Below are 15,885 nucleotides of genomic sequence, written 5' to 3' on the forward strand. Positions count from 1 at the left end.
GAGAGATCAGTGGTGGGAGTTGTCGACGACGCGCGCGCCCGGGACCGGCCCGGAGGCCACGCGCACCGTCCGGCACACGCCGGCACCGGCCAGCTCGGCGCTCACCGTCACCGCCGCGGCGGCGTCGGCGCACAGGAACGCGCATGTGGGTCCGGACCCGGAGACGATGCCCGCCAGGGCCCCGGCCTCCACGCCCGCACGCAGGGTGCGCCGCAGCGCGGGCTCGAGCGACAGGGCAGCGGCCTGCAGGTCGTTGCCCAGCAGCGGCGCCAGCGCGTGTGGATCGCCGGCGGCAAGCGCCTGCAGCAGACTGTCGAGTCCGCCGACCCGGGGCGGGGAGCCCTCGGCCCGGAGCCGGTCCAGCTCGCGGAACACCACCGGGGTGGACAGGCCGCCCTTGGCGAGGGCCAGCACCCAGTGGAACGTGCCGCGGGAGAGCACGGGCACCAGGCGCTCGCCGCGCCCGGTGCCGATGGCGGTGCCGCCGTGCAGGCAGAACGGGACGTCGCTGCCCAGTTCGGCGGCGAACTCGTCGAGGTCGTCGCGGGTGAGACCGAGCCCCCACAGGGCGTCGAGGGCGACGAGCGTGGCGGCGGCATCGGTGCTGCCGCCGGCCATGCCACCCGCGACGGGAATGCCCTTGTCGATCGTGATGGCGACCTCGGGTGCGCGTCCGGCGCGCTCGGCGAGCAGGGCCGCCGCCCGCCACGCAAGGTTGCCGGCGTCGGTGGGGACAGCCGCGGCGTCGGCACCGCGTACCCGCAGGCTCAGCGTGTCGGCGCGGGCGACGGACACCTCGTCGCTCAGCGACAGCGCGTGGAAGACCGTGCGCAGCTCGTGGTATCCGTCGTCGCGCAGGTCACCGACGGCGAGGTGCAGATTCACCTTGGACGGCGCCCGCACGGTGACGGGGCTCGGAACGACGGACAGCACGGATATACAGCTTACGCACCCGCGCGGAACCGATTGCGGACGACGGCTGTCCTCGTTCACTGGCATGCTCGGGCCATGCGCGAAACGTCCGCTCGCCTGCTGCGCCTGCTGTCGCTGCTCCAGACCCGACGGGACTGGTCCGGCACCGAGCTCGCCGAGCGCCTGCAGATCACCACCCGCACGGTGCGCCGCGACGTCGACAGGCTTCGCGACCTCGGCTACCCGGTGGACGCGACCGTCGGGGTCGGCGGCGGGTACCGCCTCGGCGCGGGTGCGGAGATGCCGCCGCTGCTGCTCGACGACGAGGAGGTCGTCGCGGTGGCGGTCGCGCTGCAGTCCGGCGCGACCGGCTCGGTGACGGGCATCGGGGAGGCCTCGGGCCGCGCCCTGGCCAAGCTGCGGCAGGTGATGCCGTCGCGGTTGCGGCACCGGCTCGAAGCGCTGCGGGTGGACGTGGTCGAGCAGGCTCCGGCCGCGTCCGCGGTCGACGCGGGCCTGCTGTCCGCCGTCGCCTCGGTGTGCCACGCACACGAGCGGCTGCGCTTCGACTACCGCACGCACGACGGCGGATTCTCGCGGCGGGAGGTGGAGCCGTACCGGCTGGTGCGCTCCGGGGCACGGTGGTATCTGGTGGCGTGGGATCTGCACCGGCAGGACTGGCGGTCGTTCCGCGTCGACCGGATGGAACCGAAGATCCCCACCGGTCCGCGGTTCACCACACGCGGGCTGCCGCCCGGCGGGGCCGCGGAGTTCGTGGCCCGGGGCATCGCGCGCGGGTCGGTCCGGGTCCGGGCCCGGGTGCTGCTGCACGCGCCGTTCGAGTCGATCGCGCCCATGGTCGACGAGCAGTGGGGCACCCTCGAACCGGTCGACGACGACCATTGCGCGGTGGCGCTCGGCGGCACGTCGCTCGGGTCGATCGCGGGCTGGCTCGCGGCGTTCGACGTCGACTTCACCGTGCTGGATCCGCCGGAACTGCGGGACGCGTGCCTGCACGCGGGACGGCGCCACGAGCTGCTGGCCCGGCGATACGAACGCGCCGGCTCCGTCGCTGTGAGCGACTGAGCCGGCGCGTGCGATGACCGGATGTCACACGTATTCGATCGAACCGAACTCGTGTGACATCCGGCCGGTGAGGCGGGTGTGTCAGCCGATGACGGTGACGCCGGTGGCCTGCGGGCCCTTCTGACCCTGGCCGACCTCGAAGCTCACGCGCTGGTTCTCCTCGAGGGTGCGGAAGCCGCCGCCCTGGATCTCGGAGAAGTGCACGAAGACGTCCGCGGAGCCGTCGGCGGGGGCAATGAAGCCGAAGCCCTTTTCGCCGTTGAACCACTTCACGGTACCTTCAACCATGTTCATTCCTAAGAAGATTCGGGAAGCACCAGGCTTCCCCACTCGTCGAGCGACACATCGCCGCTCGGGTCTGTCACTCGACGGTAGAAAACGATTCCGTGTGGGCTATCGCATCCGCTCGCGACCAGAAATGCGCGAGGGGTGAACCACGAACACTACCTAACGACCGAGTGCAAGTAGATCACATCGGCGCCCGCACCGCCAGCGATATCGCCGGAACTGCCACGAAACAGCGTTGTGCCGAAACGTTTTCGCAGGACACGACGCCGACGCCCGGATACGACGACGCCGGCCCACCGACACGAAGAGGGGCCGGTCCCTGCGGACCGGCCCCTCTTCACTGCTCGGATGCACCTCTCACGGCGACACTTCCACGACGACCTCACGAGGCCGTCGGAGAAGGCACCTGCCCGGGGAACGCGCGCCGAGCGTTCGACCTACGTCAGCCGATGACGGTGACGCCGGTGGCCTGCGGGCCCTTCTGACCCTGGCCGACCTCGAAGCTCACGCGCTGGTTCTCCTCGAGGGTGCGGAAGCCGCCGCCCTGGATCTCGGAGAAGTGCACGAAGACGTCCGCGGAGCCGTCGGCGGGGGCAATGAAGCCGAAGCCCTTTTCGCCGTTGAACCACTTCACGGTACCTTCAACCATTTTCAACCTCATACATCTCGGAAAGCCGTGCGGCCTTCATCTTTCGTCGAACGACACGACGTCGTCCGGGCCTGTCACTCGACGGCTGAGAAGGATTCCGTGGGAATTTCGCATCCGCTCGCAACTAGAAATGTGCGAGGGGTAAACCACGAACACACTACCTAACGACCGTGTACCAGTAGAGCACAGATCCGCCCGCCTGCCAAGCGCTGCGACGGAACCGACCCGCCCGGCGCCGTCACTGCGTACCGGCCCTGCCCGGCGCCGTCACTGCGCGGCGGCGATCCGCACGAAGGCAGCGGCGTCCAGCTTCTCCCCCCGCGTCGACGGATCGATCCCGGCGGCGAGCAGGCGTCGCTCGGCCTCCGCGGCCGAACCGGCCCAGCCGCTCAGCGCTGCCCGCAGCGTCTTGCGGCGCTGCGCGAATGCGGCATCGACGACGGCGAATACCCTGCGGCGGTGCCCCTCGTCCGTGGGCCACGGCGGCTCGGCGTAGCGGTCGATGCGCACCAGCCCGGATTCCACCTGGGGCACCGGCCAGAAGACGGCCCGGCCCACCGACCCGGCGCGACGGACGTGGCCGAAGAAGCCGGCCTTGACACTGGGCACGCCGTACACGCGGCTCCCGGGTTCGGCGGCGAGCCGATCGGCCACCTCGGCCTGCACCATCACCAGAGCCGTGCGCAGCGAGTCGAATTCGGCGAACAAGTGCAGCAGCACGGGCACCGCGACGTTGTAGGGCAGGTTCGCGACGAGCGCCGTCGGGGTGGCCGGCAGGTCGGCCGGATACACCCGCATGGCGTCCTTCAGGACGACGTCGAGCCGCCCGGCGAGGTCGGGCGCGCGGTCGGCGACCGTCGCGGGCAGGCGCTCGGCGAGCCTGGGATCGATCTCCACGGCGACGACGCGGTCGACGACGTCGAGCAGGGCGAGCGTCAGCGAGCCGAGGCCCGGGCCGACCTCGAGCACCACGTCGTCGCGGCCCACGCCGGCGACCGAGACGATGCGGCGCACCGTGTTGGCGTCGTGCACGAAGTTCTGGCCGAGTTGTTTGGTCGGCCGGACCCCGAACTCCTCCGCGAGGGCGCGCACCTCGGCGGGACCGAGCAGGGCGGCACGACCGCGAGCGGTCACGTCGGAACCGTCGCGGGCGGTCACGTCGGAACCGTCGCGAGCGGTCACGTCGGAACCGTCGCGGGGGGTCGAGCCGGGGTCGCCGGGTGAGTGGTCTGGCACGTGCCGAACCTAACGCACGCCGATGCGGGACGAGCAGGACGGCCACGCTCCCCAGCCCTGGGCACGCTGCATCCGGCTCGCGACGGCGATCTGTTCTTCCCGGGTGGCGAGGTCGGCACGGGGCGCATACTTCAGGCCGCCCTGGCGCTCCCAGGTGCTCTGGTCGAACTGCAGGCCGCCGTAGTAGCCGTTGCCGGTGTTGACGGCCCAGTCGCCGGTGGCTTCGCACTGCGCGAGGGCGTCCCAGGCGTCGCCGTTCTCGACGGGCGGCACCTCGGTTCCCGGCTTGGCGCCCACGCGCACGATGCGCGGCTGCGCCGGGGTGGTGACGACGGCGTCGATCTGTTCGCGGGTGGTCTCGACGCCGTCGACGGTGGTGACGGCGAAGGTGACGTCGTGCACGCCGGGCACGCCGGGGTTCTCGACGACCGTCCGGCTCATGTTCATGGTGGGATCCTCGATGCGCTGCTCCGGAGGCGCGAGCGGCTGAGTCTCGGTGACCCGGACCGTGCGCTGGCGGGTGACGCGGATCTCGAGGCCGTCGGTCAGCGCCGCATCGACCGCCGGCACCACCGAATCGGCCTGCTCGAGCGCCACCCCGTGCGCGGCCAGGAACTCCCCGACCGTCGGCGCCGCCATCCGCACCTGAACCGCCGGCGCACCGCCGTCGAGCAACCGCACCGTCTTCGGGCTCACCACGTCGAGCTCGGCACCCTCGAGCGGCAACCGGTGCGACCGCGACGCCGAGGTGTACACATCCGCCGCCAGCTCGAACTGCGCCAGCGCCTCGTCCACCGTCGTCGCCGTCGTCCACACCGTGCGCTCGGCACCGTCGACGCTCAGCTGCACCTCACGCGCCCGCCGCAGCACCACCGTGTCCCCGTCCGACACCTCGGCATCGACGGCCGGGGCCACCACGTCGCGCTCGCCGACGGGGTAGCCGGCGTGGGCGAGGACGGCTCGGACGTCGGTGCCCATGGTGCCCAGGGTGAGCCGGTCCCCGTCGACGTCGATCGTCACGGTCTTGTGCCGGGCGAGCGCCGTCGCGGCGCCGGCCACCAGGGTGGCCAGGAGCGCCGCGACGACGGCGTACAACAGCACGGAGCGCGAGTTGTTGATCTTCGTCAGTGGGGACACAAGCCGTACTTCTTACCGCAGTCCCATCTTGCTGGTGCACGCCGGCCAGGCTCCCCAGCCCTGCGCGGCCTGGACCTTCTCGGCGACGGCGATCTGCTGCTCGCGGCTGGCCAGGTCGGCGCGCGGCGCGTACTGGGTGCCGCCGAACGCGGCCCAGGTCTGCTGGGTGAACTGCAGACCGCCGTAGAAGCCGTTGCCGGTGTTGATGGCCCAGTTGCCGGTGGCCTCGCACTGCGCGAGGGCGTCCCAGGTGGAGGAGCGTCCGGAGGCGGGCACGGCCGGCTTCGGCTTGGTGCCGACGCGGACGATCGCAGGAGCCGGCTCCCGGACGGTGGTCGAGGCCTTCTCGGTGCGGCCGACCTCGACGCCGTCGATCGTGTGCACGTCGAGGGTCACGGTGCGCTCACCGGGAGCGCCCGGGTTGTCGAGCGCGGTCTCACCCTCGGTCATGTTCGGGTCGTCGACGCGCTGCTCGGGCGCGGGGACCGGCTGGTTCTCGATGCGGGTTTCGATGCGGTCGCGGGTGATGCGGATCTCGAGGCCGTCGGTCAGCGCCGCATCGACCGCCGGCACCACCGAATCAGCCTGCTCGAGCGCCACCCCGTGCGCGGCCAGGAACTCCCCGACCGTCGGCGCCGCCATCCGCACCTGAACCGCCGGCGCACCGCCGTCGAGCAACCGCACCGTCTTCGGGCTCACCACGTCGAGCTCGGCACCCTCGAGCGGCAACCGGTGCGACCGCGACGCCGAGGTGTACACATCCGCCGCCAGCTCGAACTGCGCCAGCGCCTCGTCCACCGTCGTCGCCGTCGTCCACACCGTGCGCTCGGCACCGTCGACGCTCAGCTGCACCTCACGCGCCCGCCGCAGCACCACCGTGTCCCCGTCCGACACCTCGGCATCGACGGCCGGGGCCACCACGTCGTGCTCGCCGACGGGGTAGCCGGCGCCGGCGAGAACGTCGCCGACCTCGGAGCTCATGGTGCTGAGCGCGATCCGCTCACCGTCCACGTCGAGGGTGAGTTCCTTGTGCTGAATCAGGGCGGCGACGCCGCCGGCCGCAAGGGTGAGGAAGAGTGCGGCGACGACCACGTACAGCGTGGGCGATTTCGCTCGGTTGATCTTGGTGAAAGGTGACACGGCTATTCCTGCACTGTCGACAACTTCGATCACGGCACGGTAACGAATCGGCATTGATACGGCAACTGCACCATTTCTACCTGCAGTTTCTCGGTAACGAGACAGGTGACGATTCGTAATTTTCGATCAATAGCCGGGCCGCGACCGAAGGTGCGGGCTAGCGTCGATTCGACGCTCGGGAAAACGTGCCGCACGACGCGCGAATTACAGAGGTGGGATTACTTTGGGTGACCGAATTCACCGTCCTCCGGCGCGGCGGAGTGCGGCGCTGCTGACCCTGCTCGGCATGCTCGGCGCGCTGCTGCTCGCTGCCACCCCGGCGGCCCTGGCGCAGTCCCCCGCCGCCGGCCGCACCTACGTCATCGCCACCGACGTGACCTTTGCACCCTTCGAATTCCAGAACGAGCAGGGCGACTTCGTCGGCATCGACATGGACCTGATCCGGGAGATCGCGGAGGATCAGGGCTTCACCGTGGAGGTTCGTCCGCTGGGCTTCGATGCCGCCCTGCAGGCGGTGCAGGCGGACCAGGCCGACGGCGTGATCGCGGGCATGTCGATCACGGAGGAGCGCAAGCAGGTCTTCGACTTCTCGGATCCCTATTTCGAGTCCGGCGTGCAGATGGCGGTACTCGCCGGCAACGACGAGGTCGCGTCGTACGCCGATCTGGCAGGCAAGCGCGTCGCGGTCAAGAACGGCACCGAGGGCGCCGCGTTCGCCGAGTCCATCAAGGGCGAGTACGGGTTCACCACGGTCTACTTCGCCGACTCGGCGAGCATGTACGACGAGGTCCGCACCGGGAACTCGGTCGCGGTCTTCGACGACTACCCGGTGCTGGCGTACGGCATCGCCCAGGGCAACGGGCTGAAGACGGTCACGGAGAAGGAGGCCGGTGCGAACTACGGGTTCGCGGTGAACAAGGGCCGCAATCCCGAGCTGCTCACCGCGTTCAACGCGGGCCTGCAGAATTTGCGGGACAACGGCCGCTACGACGAGATCGTGGAGAGTTACCTCGGCGAGGGCGCCGTGCAGGCCGACAACTCCATCCCCGGCCTGCTCCGCAGCACCTGGCAACTGCTGCTCGAGGGGCTGTGGCTGACCCTCGTGCTGTCGGTCGTCTCGATCGCGATCGCGCTGGTGCTCGGTGCGCTGTTCGGCCTCATGCGGGTCTCACGCAACATCGTCCTGCGCGGGATCGGCACCGCCTACGTCGACGTCTTCCGCGGCACCCCGCTGCTGGTGCAGGCCTTCTTCATCTACTTCGGCATCCCGGCCGCGGCCGGATTCCAGATGTCGGCGTTCACCGCGGGCATCATCACGCTCTCGCTCAACGCGGGCGCGTACATGGCCGAGATCGTGCGTGGCGGCATCCTGTCCGTCGACAAGGGGCAGATGGAGGCCGCCCGCAGCCTCGGCATCGGCTACCTGCCCGCGATGCGCAAGGTGGTCATGCCCCAGGCGGTGCGCACCATGATCCCGTCGTACATCAATCAGTTCGTGATCACGCTGAAGGACACCTCGATCCTGTCGGTGATCGGCATCGCCGAGCTCACCCAGACCGGGCGGATCATCATCGCCCGCAACTTCCAGTCGTTCCAGATGTGGCTGATCATCGGGGTGATCTACTTCGTCGTCATCATGGCGCTGACCAAATTGTCGGACCGACTCGAGAAGAGGATCAACCGTTGACCGAGGCAGCCGCGGCCCAGCCGCTCGAGGACGGTCGCGAGGTGAAGATCCGCGTGCGCGGCCTGAAGAAGTCGTTCGGCGAGAACGAGGTGCTCAAGGGCATCGATGTGGACATCCTCGCCGGCGAGGTGGTGTGCGTGATCGGCCCCTCCGGTTCGGGCAAGTCGACGTTCCTGCGATGCTTGAACCGGCTCGAGGACATCAGCGCCGGTTCGGTGGTGGTGCACGGGTTCGACCTCGCCGACCGGAAGATCGACATCGACCGGGTGCGCCGCCACATCGGGATGGTGTTCCAGCACTTCAATCTCTTCCCGCACATGACGGCCCTCGAGAACATCGTGCTCGCGCCGGTGCTGACGAAGCGGGCGACCAAGGAGGAGGCACGGACGCGGGGGCTCGCCCTGCTCGACCGGGTGGGGCTGAGCGAGAAGGCCGACGCGAAGCCGGCCAACCTGTCCGGCGGGCAGAAGCAGCGCGTCGCGATCGCACGGGCGCTGGCCATGAATCCGGACATCATGCTGTTCGACGAGGCGACCAGCGCCCTCGACCCGGAGATGGTGGGCGAGGTGCTGCAGGTGCTGCGCGACCTGGCGGCCGAGGGCATGACCATGGTCGTGGTCACGCACGAGATGGGCTTCGCCCGGGAGGTCGCCGACCGGGTGCTGTTCATGGCCGACGGGTACGTCCTCGAGGAGGGCACGCCGAAGGAACTGTTCGGGAGCCCCCGCCAGGAACGGACCCGCGACTTCCTCGCGAAGGTGCTCTGAGGCCGGCGCCCGGTTCCCGGGCGCCGGTCCTCACCCACGGCTACGCGGTCTGCAGGAACCGCACCCGGCGGGCGAGCAGGGCGTCGACGCTGTAGGCGCCGGCGCCGACGACGGCGAGCACCAGCGCACCCGCGCCGAGGGCCCCGACGAGTTCCCATCCGCCGTCGGTGACGTAGATGCCGTTGCCGATGTGGACGACGAAGAACGCGCCGAGCATGTTGATCAGCAGCAGGACGCCGAAGATCGGCACGAGCAGGCCGATGATGAGAGCGATGCCACCGAGCGTTTCCACCCAGGTGGCGTAGAAGGCGGACAGCGCGGGCACGGGCACGTCCATGCCCTCGAATCCGGCCTTGGTGGCGGAGTATCCCTGGTTGATCTTCTGCAGGCCGTGGGCCAGGAAGACGATGCCGATGACCACTCGGGCGACGAGCAGCCCGACGTTGCGCAGGACGGGGTTGTTCATGGAGATGACCTTTCGGTGCGGGCGGTGGGGGGCTCGTCCTTCGATCGAAGCCGCGTCCACGGTAGCTGCGCAAGGTTGAAGGTTCAACCTTGGGGTGCCCGAGCGCCCCGGCTGCCGGAAGGTCGGGGGCCGAAAAGTAGTTGATTAATCAACAATGTGGAGTATGCTCCTCGTCGAAGGGGCAATCACCGGCCGAAGGAGCACTATCGTGGCAATCAGCGTGGAAGAGGAGCGCAGCCGCCGATCCGCGACGCTGCGGGAGGAACTGCGCAGCCGTTACCTCCGGCCGGTCGACGAGCGACCCGCGTCGTCGGCCCGCGGGCTGCACCACACCGCGCTCGTCAGCAGCGACGTCGAACGCACCGTGCGCTTCTACCAGGACGTGCTCGAATTCCCTCTCACCGAACTGATCGAGAACCGTGACTACCCCGGTTCCTCGCACTTCTTCTTCGACATCGGCAACGGAAACCTGCTGGCGTTCTTCGACTTCCCCGGACTCGACGTCGGGCCCTACCGGGAGGTCCTCGGCGGCCTGCACCACATCGCGATCAGCGTCGAGCCCGGCAGGTGGGAACGCCTGCGCACCAAGCTGACCGACGCCGGCGTCGAGCTCGTCGAGCACAGCGAGGTCTCGCTGTACTTCCGCGACCCCGACGGCGCCCGCATCGAACTCATCGCCGACCCCCTCGGCGAGATGTACGGAAACAAGGTCCTCTAGATGAGCAACGTCGACGCCGAGCCCACCGAGATCCGCTGCGAAACCGAGCCCGCCCCCACCCGTGTGCAGATCATCACCTCCCGCGAGGTGCCGCTCGGCGGCCCGCGCGCGATGCCGGTCCGCCGCACCCTGCCGCAGCGCGCCCGGTCCCTCATCGGGGCCTGGTGCTTCGCCGACCACTACGGGCCCGACGACGTCGCCGCCACCGGCGGAATGGACGTCGCGCCGCACCCGCACACCGGCCTGCAGACGGTGAGCTGGCTGTTCGCCGGCGAGATCGAGCACCGCGACAGCCTCGGCAAGCACGCGTTCGTCCGCCCCGGCGAACTGAACCTCATGACCGGCGGCCACGGCATCGCCCACTCGGAGGTCTCCACGCCGGCCACGACGGTCCTGCACGGCGTCCAATTGTGGGTGGCCCTGCCCGACGCGCACCGCGGCGCACCCCGCGACTTCCAGCACTATGCCCCCGAACCCGTCCGGATCGAGGGCGCGACCGTGAGCGTGTTCCTCGGCTCCCTCGCCGGGTCCGCGTCGCCCGTGCACACCTTCACCCCGCTGCTCGGCGCCGAGATCACCCTCGACCCGGGCGCGACCGTCGAACTGGCCGTCGATCCCGAGTTCGAGCACGGTCTGCTCGTCGACACCGGCAGCGTCCGCCTCGCCGGCACCGTCCTCGCCCGCTCCGCGCTCGGCTACGTCGGCACCGGAGTCCCCACGCTCCCCCTGACCAATCTCACCGTCGAACCCGCGCGGGCCGTCCTGCTCGGCGGTACGCCGTTCGGCGAGGAGATCGTCATGTGGTGGAACTTCGTGGGCCGTAGCCACGACGAGATCGTCGCGTTCCGGGACGAGTGGCAGCGCGAGGGGGAACGCTTCGGGCGGGTCGAGGGCTACACCGGGAAGGTGACACGGCTACCCGCGCCGGCGCTGCCGAACGCGCAGATCCGGCCGCGCCGCAACCCCCCGACCGCCCCCTGAGTGAGCACACACCGAGTGAGCACACACCGAGTGAGCACACACCGAGGGCACACACCGAGCGCGCACCGTCACTCGGGGCGGACTCCGGCATAGGCGTCCCCGAGCAGGCGCCGCACCCCGACCCGGGTCACCTCCCGCGGGTTGGGGTACTGCCGCTCGGTGGCCAGGTGCGCCGCCTCGTCGAGGTCGCCCTCGGACATCCCCAGTTCGGCGAGCGTCGTCGGGCCGCCCGCCGCCGCCACCAGGTCGAAGACCCCGGCCGGGGCCGTGGGGGTGCCGAGGGCGTCGGCAATGCGGCTCATCACGGTCGGCACCGACGGCGCGTTGAACGCCATCACATGCGGTAGCACCACGGTGTGCGTCGGCGCGTGCGGCAGGTCGAAACTGCCGCCCAGGACATGACACAGCTTGTGGTGCAAGCCCATTCCCACCGCGCTCAGGCACGTGCCGGCCAGCCACGCCGCGAGCAGCAGATCCGAGCGGCCCTCCCGGTCCGCGGCGTCGGCGCCGAGGACCGGCACGCCCCGGGCGATCGCGCGGATGGCCTCGAGCGCCAGCGTGTCGACGATCGGGTTGGCATGCTCGGCGTACAACGCCTCCACGGCATGCGCCATCGCGTTGATCGCACTGGTCACCGCCATCGGGATCGGCATCGACAGGGTGAACTCGACGTCGTAGATGACGGTCTCGGGCAGGATGGCCGGCGACGAGTGCGTGGTCTTCACACCGTCCGCGGTTTCCCCGAGGACGGGAGTCACCTCGGATCCGGCGTAGGTGGTCGGCAGGATCACCTGGTCCACGCCGGTGCGCACCGCGATCGCCTTCGACAGTCCCGTCGTCGACCCCCCGCCCACGGCGACGACGGCATCGATGTCGTGTTCGGAGACCAGGCCCAGCACCTTCTCGGTGACCGCCACCGGCGTGTGCATGACGGCGCCGTCGAACCGGGCGACCTGCAGCCCACCGAGGGCCTTCTCGACGAGTTCCACCTGCGGACGGACGTGCTCACCACCCAGCAGGAGAACCCGGGAGCGGTCGAGGCGGCGCACCTCGTCGGCGACCCGCGCCGCGGTTCCCGGCCCGAACACCACCCGTGACGGCTGAGCGTTGTAGACGAAGCTGTGCATGCCGTCCATTGTCCCGGCCGCACGGGCCGGCCGCCTCGGAACGGCGACACCGTTACGAAAGTCCGTACACCCGTTCGGCGTTCGCGGTGGTCGCGGCGGCCAGCTCGGCCGGGTCCGCGCCGCGCACCTCCGCCAGCGCCCGCACCGTGTACGGCAGGCAGTACGACTCGTTGGGCGCGCCGCGGAACGGATGGGGCGTCAGGAACGGAGCGTCCGTCTCCACCAGCACCTGCTCGAGCGGCACCAGCGGGGCCGCGGCACGCAGCGCCGCGGCGTTCTTGAAACTCACCGTCCCGGAGAAGCTGAGCAGGTAACCGGCGTCGACGCAGGCCCGCGCCATGTCCGCGTCCGACGAGAAGCAGTGGAAGATCACCGTCTCCGGCGCACCCTCGTCGTGCAGCACGCGCAGCAACTCGGCGTCGGCGTCGCGGTTGTGGACCATGAGGGTCTTGCCGAGCCGTTTGGCCAGGTCGATGTGCCAGCGGAAGGCGTCCTCCTGCTCGATCGGGTCGGCGCAGCCGTCGAGCTTGCCGGGCCAGTACAGGTCCAGGCCGGTCTCCCCCACCGCGACCACGCGCGGGTCGGCGGCGAGCTTCTCGATCTCGGCCCGGGTGGCGTCGTCGAGCGCGTTCGCCCGGGTGGGGTGGATCGCCACGGCGGCGTAGACCCGCTCGTCCCAGTGCGCGGCGTCCACGGCGAAGCGGGCGGCGACGATGTCGTCGGCGACGGTGACGACCCGTCCGACCCCGACCGCGGCCGCCCGGTCGAGGATCGCCGCCACCGACTCGGCGTCGTGCGCGCCGCACGCGTCGAGGTGCGTGTGGGCATCGACGAGAGGCGAGAGCGGCTGCGGAGGCTCGGGCGCGGGGCGGGTTCGGCTCACGGCCCATACACTATCTACCTATAAAGTGGACGCACCATGACTGTTCCTGCCGCCTCCCGCCCGCCGTTCTACCTGACGACCGCGATCGCTTACCCGAACGGCGCCCCGCACATCGGCCACGCCTACGAGTACATCTCCTCGGACGCGATCGCCCGGTTCAAGCGCCTCGACGGCTTCGACGTGTTCTTCCTGACCGGCACCGACGAGCACGGCCTGAAGATGCAGCAGACGGCGGCGAAGGAAGGCCTGGACGTGCGGGACCTCGCGGCCCGCAACTCCGGGGTGTTCGAGGCCATGGACAAGTCGCTGAACATCTCCTTCGACCGGTTCATCCGTACCACGGACGCCGATCACCGCGAGGCGAGCAAGGCCATCTGGCAGCGCATGGCCGACAACGGCGACATCTACCTCGACACCTACTCGGGCTGGTACTCGGTGCGCGACGAGGCGTTCTACGCCGAAGCCGAGACGACGGTGCTCGAGGACGGTACGCGCATCGCCACCGAGTCGGGCACCCCGGTGGAGTGGACGGAGGAGTCGACGTACTTCTTCCGGCTCTCGGCGTATCAGGACAAGCTGCTGAAGCTGTACGAGGAGCGACCGGACTTCATCGCCCCCGCCACCCGGCGCAACGAGATCGTCAGCTTCGTCTCCGGCGGGCTGAAGGATCTGTCGATCTCCCGCACCACCTTCGACTGGGGCGTGCCGGTGCCGGACCACCCCGAGCACGTGATGTACGTGTGGGTGGACGCGCTCACCAACTACCTGACGGGCGCGGGCTTCCCCGACACCGAGGCGGAGTCGTTCCGCCGCTACTGGCCCGCGAACCTGCACATCATCGGCAAGGACATCACCCGGTTCCACACCGTGTACTGGCCGGCGTTCCTGATGTCGGCCGGAATCGAGCTGCCCGAGCGGGTGTTCGTGCACGGCTTCCTGTTCAACAAGGGCGAGAAGATGTCCAAGTCGGTCGGCAACGTCGTCGACCCGCTCGAGATGGTCGAACAGTACGGTCTCGATCCGCTGCGCTTCTTCCTGCTGCGGGAGATCTCCTACGGCCAGGACGGCAGCTACAGCCACGAGGCGATCGTGACCCGCGTCAACGCGGACCTGGCGAACGAACTCGGCAACCTGGCGCAGCGCTCGCTGACGATGGTCGCCAAGAATCTCGACGGCGTGGTGCCGACCCCCGGCGACTTCACCGAGGACGACCGCGCGCTGCTCGCGCAGGCCGACGCCCTGCTCGAGAAGGTCCGGGCCGAGTTCGACGTGCAGGCACTGCACCTCGCACTGGAGACGATCTGGCACGTGCTCGGCGAGACGAACCGGTACTTCTCCGCGCAGGCACCGTGGGTGCTGCGCAAGACGGACCCGGCCCGGATGGCGACGGTGCTGTACGTGACGCTCGAGGTCGTGCGGATCGTCGGCCTGCTCGTGCAGCCGGTGATGCCCGATTCGGCCGCGAAGATCCTCGACCTGGTGGGCCAGGACCCGCAGGCGCGGCAGTTCGCGGACATCGCCACACGCCTCGCCCCGGGCACCCCGCTGCCGGCCCCGGCCCCGGTGTTCCCGCGGTACGAATAGGCATCCCGCCGCCTGTCGGTGGCCTCGTGCACACTCCCGCGCATGGGGCGAGATAGAACATACTTTCGACAGGCGCCGGCGGGGTCCGGGGCATCCGACGAGGTCTTCCACCTCGGCACCCGGCCACTTCTCGACGAACTGTGCGCCGCCTACGAGCGCGGCTGGCAGCCCGCCGACGTGCTGCACGTGACGGCCCGGTCCGGCGACGCCACGGACGTCCCACTGGCGGCCGCCGCGGTGCTGTACGACGCCCGGCGCAGCCACGCGGCCGACCGGGCGCCCATGGACTGGGTGCAGCAGCTCGGTGTGATCGCGGAGCGCTGTCCCGGTGCCGCGCGGATCGCCGAACGGGTTCCGCCCGACGCACCGGTGCGCCACCTCGGCGTCGAACTGCTGCGCGAGCTGCCCGGCCTGTCCCGCTTCCAGGTGATGGGGCTGGCGTTCGCCTGGAAGTACCTGCCGCGGTTCGCCCCTCTCCTGCCGCCGCCGTCGCAGTGGCCGCCGTTGCGCCCGGTCCCCGCGGCCGGCGAATCCCTGTGCCCGGACCCGAGGGTGCTCGCACGGATCCGCGGCCTCCTGGCGAAGGCCGAGTCCACGGACTATCCGGAGGAGGCCGAGACCCTCACCGCCAAGGCGCAGGAGCTGATGACCCGGTACGCGATCGGCGCGGCCCTGCTCACCGGCGCCGAGACGGGCGCCGCGCGGGGGCGCCGCCTGCACGTCGACAACCCGTACGCGAAGGAGAAGGTGCTGCTGCTCACCGCGATCGGGAACGCGAACCGCACCCGCACGGTGTGGTTCACCAAGGTCGGGATCGCCACGATCGTCGGCGCCGACGTCGACCTGCAGCAGGTCGAGGTGCTGTTCACGTCGCTGTCGGTGCAGGCGAGCCGGGCCGTGCGCGCGGCCGGGACCGGGGGCCGCACCGGCGGCGCGGCGACGGCGTTCCGTCGCGCCTTCCTGGCGGGGTTCGCATACCGGATCGGCGAACGGCTGCGGCAGGCCGACGTGCGCGCCACCGCGGCCGCCGCGGCCGACGCGAGCATGGCCGTCACGCAGCTCGCCCCGTTGCTGGCCCGTCGCTCCGAGGCCGTGGACTCGGAGTTCCGCCGGTTGTTCCCGACGACCCGGTCGACGCGCACACGCAGCGTCGACGCCGAGGGGTGGTTCGCGGGCCGGGACGCGGCCGAGTCGGCCTTCCTCACCCCCGGTTCCCCGTAGCGG

General features: G+C 70.3%; 16 protein-coding genes. 7 read left to right on the forward strand and 9 right to left on the reverse strand.

The annotated features are described in order from the left end of the window. Window positions 1-6: 6 nt before the first annotated feature. Window positions 7-933, reverse strand: coding sequence for a 4-(cytidine 5'-diphospho)-2-C-methyl-D-erythritol kinase (locus A4U64_RS17365; RefSeq protein WP_006938943.1), 927 nt, complete (start codon window positions 931-933; stop codon window positions 7-9). Window positions 934-1,008: 75 nt separating this feature from the next. Here A4U64_RS17365 and A4U64_RS17370 point away from each other — a divergent pair, with 75 nt between their 5' ends. Further along, on the forward strand, window positions 1,009-1,998 hold the full coding sequence (locus A4U64_RS17370) for a helix-turn-helix transcriptional regulator (RefSeq protein ID WP_065922882.1): 990 nt from the start codon (window positions 1,009-1,011) through the stop codon (window positions 1,996-1,998). An 81-nt stretch (window positions 1,999-2,079) separates the two neighbouring features. On the opposite strand, the gene A4U64_RS17375 is transcribed toward A4U64_RS17370, so the two are convergent. From A4U64_RS17375 to A4U64_RS17395, 5 genes are all read right to left on the reverse strand, one after another. Then, a complete protein-coding gene (locus tag A4U64_RS17375) occupies window positions 2,080-2,286 on the reverse strand; it encodes a cold-shock protein (RefSeq protein WP_003937833.1) in 207 nt (68 codons plus the stop codon). Window positions 2,287-2,728: 442 nt separating this feature from the next. Beyond that, on the reverse strand, window positions 2,729-2,935 hold the full coding sequence (locus tag A4U64_RS17380; protein WP_003937833.1) for a cold-shock protein: 207 nt from the start codon (window positions 2,933-2,935) through the stop codon (window positions 2,729-2,731). Between the two features lie 267 nt (window positions 2,936-3,202). Beyond that, the gene (gene rsmA, locus A4U64_RS17385) at window positions 3,203-4,093 is read right to left on the reverse strand and encodes a 16S rRNA (adenine(1518)-N(6)/adenine(1519)-N(6))-dimethyltransferase RsmA (RefSeq protein ID WP_037201475.1); all 891 of its coding nucleotides are present in this window, start codon (window positions 4,091-4,093) and stop codon (window positions 3,203-3,205) included. An 87-nt stretch (window positions 4,094-4,180) separates the two neighbouring features. After that, window positions 4,181-5,308 carry a resuscitation-promoting factor gene (locus A4U64_RS17390; protein WP_065922883.1) on the reverse strand — a complete coding sequence of 376 codons (1,128 nt, stop codon included), beginning with the start codon at window positions 5,306-5,308 and terminating at the stop codon, window positions 4,181-4,183. Between the two features lie 12 nt (window positions 5,309-5,320). After that, complete coding sequence (locus A4U64_RS17395; protein WP_029542085.1) at window positions 5,321-6,448, reverse strand: resuscitation-promoting factor; 1,128 nt, start codon at window positions 6,446-6,448, stop codon at window positions 5,321-5,323. Between the two features lie 286 nt (window positions 6,449-6,734). Here A4U64_RS17395 and A4U64_RS17400 point away from each other — a divergent pair, with 286 nt between their 5' ends. Together A4U64_RS17400 and A4U64_RS17405 are read left to right on the forward strand one after the other, a co-directional pair. After that, window positions 6,735-8,135, forward strand: coding sequence for an amino acid ABC transporter substrate-binding protein/permease (locus A4U64_RS17400; protein ID WP_231386008.1), 1,401 nt, complete (start codon window positions 6,735-6,737; stop codon window positions 8,133-8,135). Next, window positions 8,132-8,902: an amino acid ABC transporter ATP-binding protein gene (locus A4U64_RS17405; RefSeq protein ID WP_006944900.1), complete on the forward strand. Its 771-nt coding sequence runs from the start codon at window positions 8,132-8,134 to the stop codon at window positions 8,900-8,902. Before A4U64_RS17400 ends, A4U64_RS17405 begins: the two co-directional genes overlap by 4 nt. A 40-nt stretch (window positions 8,903-8,942) precedes the next feature. Here the strand turns inward: A4U64_RS17405 and A4U64_RS17410 are convergent, their stop codons facing one another. Beyond that, the gene (locus A4U64_RS17410; RefSeq protein WP_006944906.1) at window positions 8,943-9,368 is read right to left on the reverse strand and encodes a DoxX family protein; all 426 of its coding nucleotides are present in this window, start codon (window positions 9,366-9,368) and stop codon (window positions 8,943-8,945) included. Window positions 9,369-9,531: 163 nt separating this feature from the next. Between A4U64_RS17410 and A4U64_RS17415 the strand changes: the two genes are divergently transcribed. Next, window positions 9,532-10,086: a VOC family protein gene (locus A4U64_RS17415; protein WP_221776569.1), complete on the forward strand. Its 555-nt coding sequence runs from the start codon at window positions 9,532-9,534 to the stop codon at window positions 10,084-10,086. Beyond that, window positions 10,087-11,067, forward strand: a complete 981-nt coding sequence (locus A4U64_RS17420; RefSeq protein WP_065922884.1) for a pirin family protein — start codon at window positions 10,087-10,089, stop codon at window positions 11,065-11,067. 68 nt (window positions 11,068-11,135) lie between these two features. Here A4U64_RS17420 and A4U64_RS17425 read toward each other — a convergent pair whose 3' ends face one another. After that, window positions 11,136-12,194 (reverse strand): maleylacetate reductase, encoded by a 1,059-nt coding sequence (locus tag A4U64_RS17425; protein WP_029542080.1) that lies wholly within the window; start codon window positions 12,192-12,194, stop codon window positions 11,136-11,138. 52 nt (window positions 12,195-12,246) lie between these two features. Further along, window positions 12,247-13,077: a TatD family hydrolase gene (locus A4U64_RS17430; RefSeq protein WP_006944914.1), complete on the reverse strand. Its 831-nt coding sequence runs from the start codon at window positions 13,075-13,077 to the stop codon at window positions 12,247-12,249. Window positions 13,078-13,113: 36 nt separating this feature from the next. Between A4U64_RS17430 and metG the strand changes: the two genes are divergently transcribed. Further along, on the forward strand, window positions 13,114-14,661 hold the full coding sequence (gene metG, locus A4U64_RS17435; RefSeq protein ID WP_050034773.1) for a methionine--tRNA ligase: 1,548 nt from the start codon (window positions 13,114-13,116) through the stop codon (window positions 14,659-14,661). A gap of 42 nt (window positions 14,662-14,703) precedes the next feature. Next, a complete protein-coding gene (locus tag A4U64_RS17440; RefSeq protein ID WP_006944919.1) occupies window positions 14,704-15,882 on the forward strand; it encodes a DUF2786 domain-containing protein in 1,179 nt (392 codons plus the stop codon). The last annotated feature ends 3 nt before the right edge of the window (window positions 15,883-15,885 follow it).

The organism is Rhodococcus sp. WB1 (assembly GCF_001700945.1).
Taxonomy (GTDB): Bacteria; Actinomycetota; Actinomycetes; order Mycobacteriales; family Mycobacteriaceae; genus Rhodococcus; species Rhodococcus aetherivorans.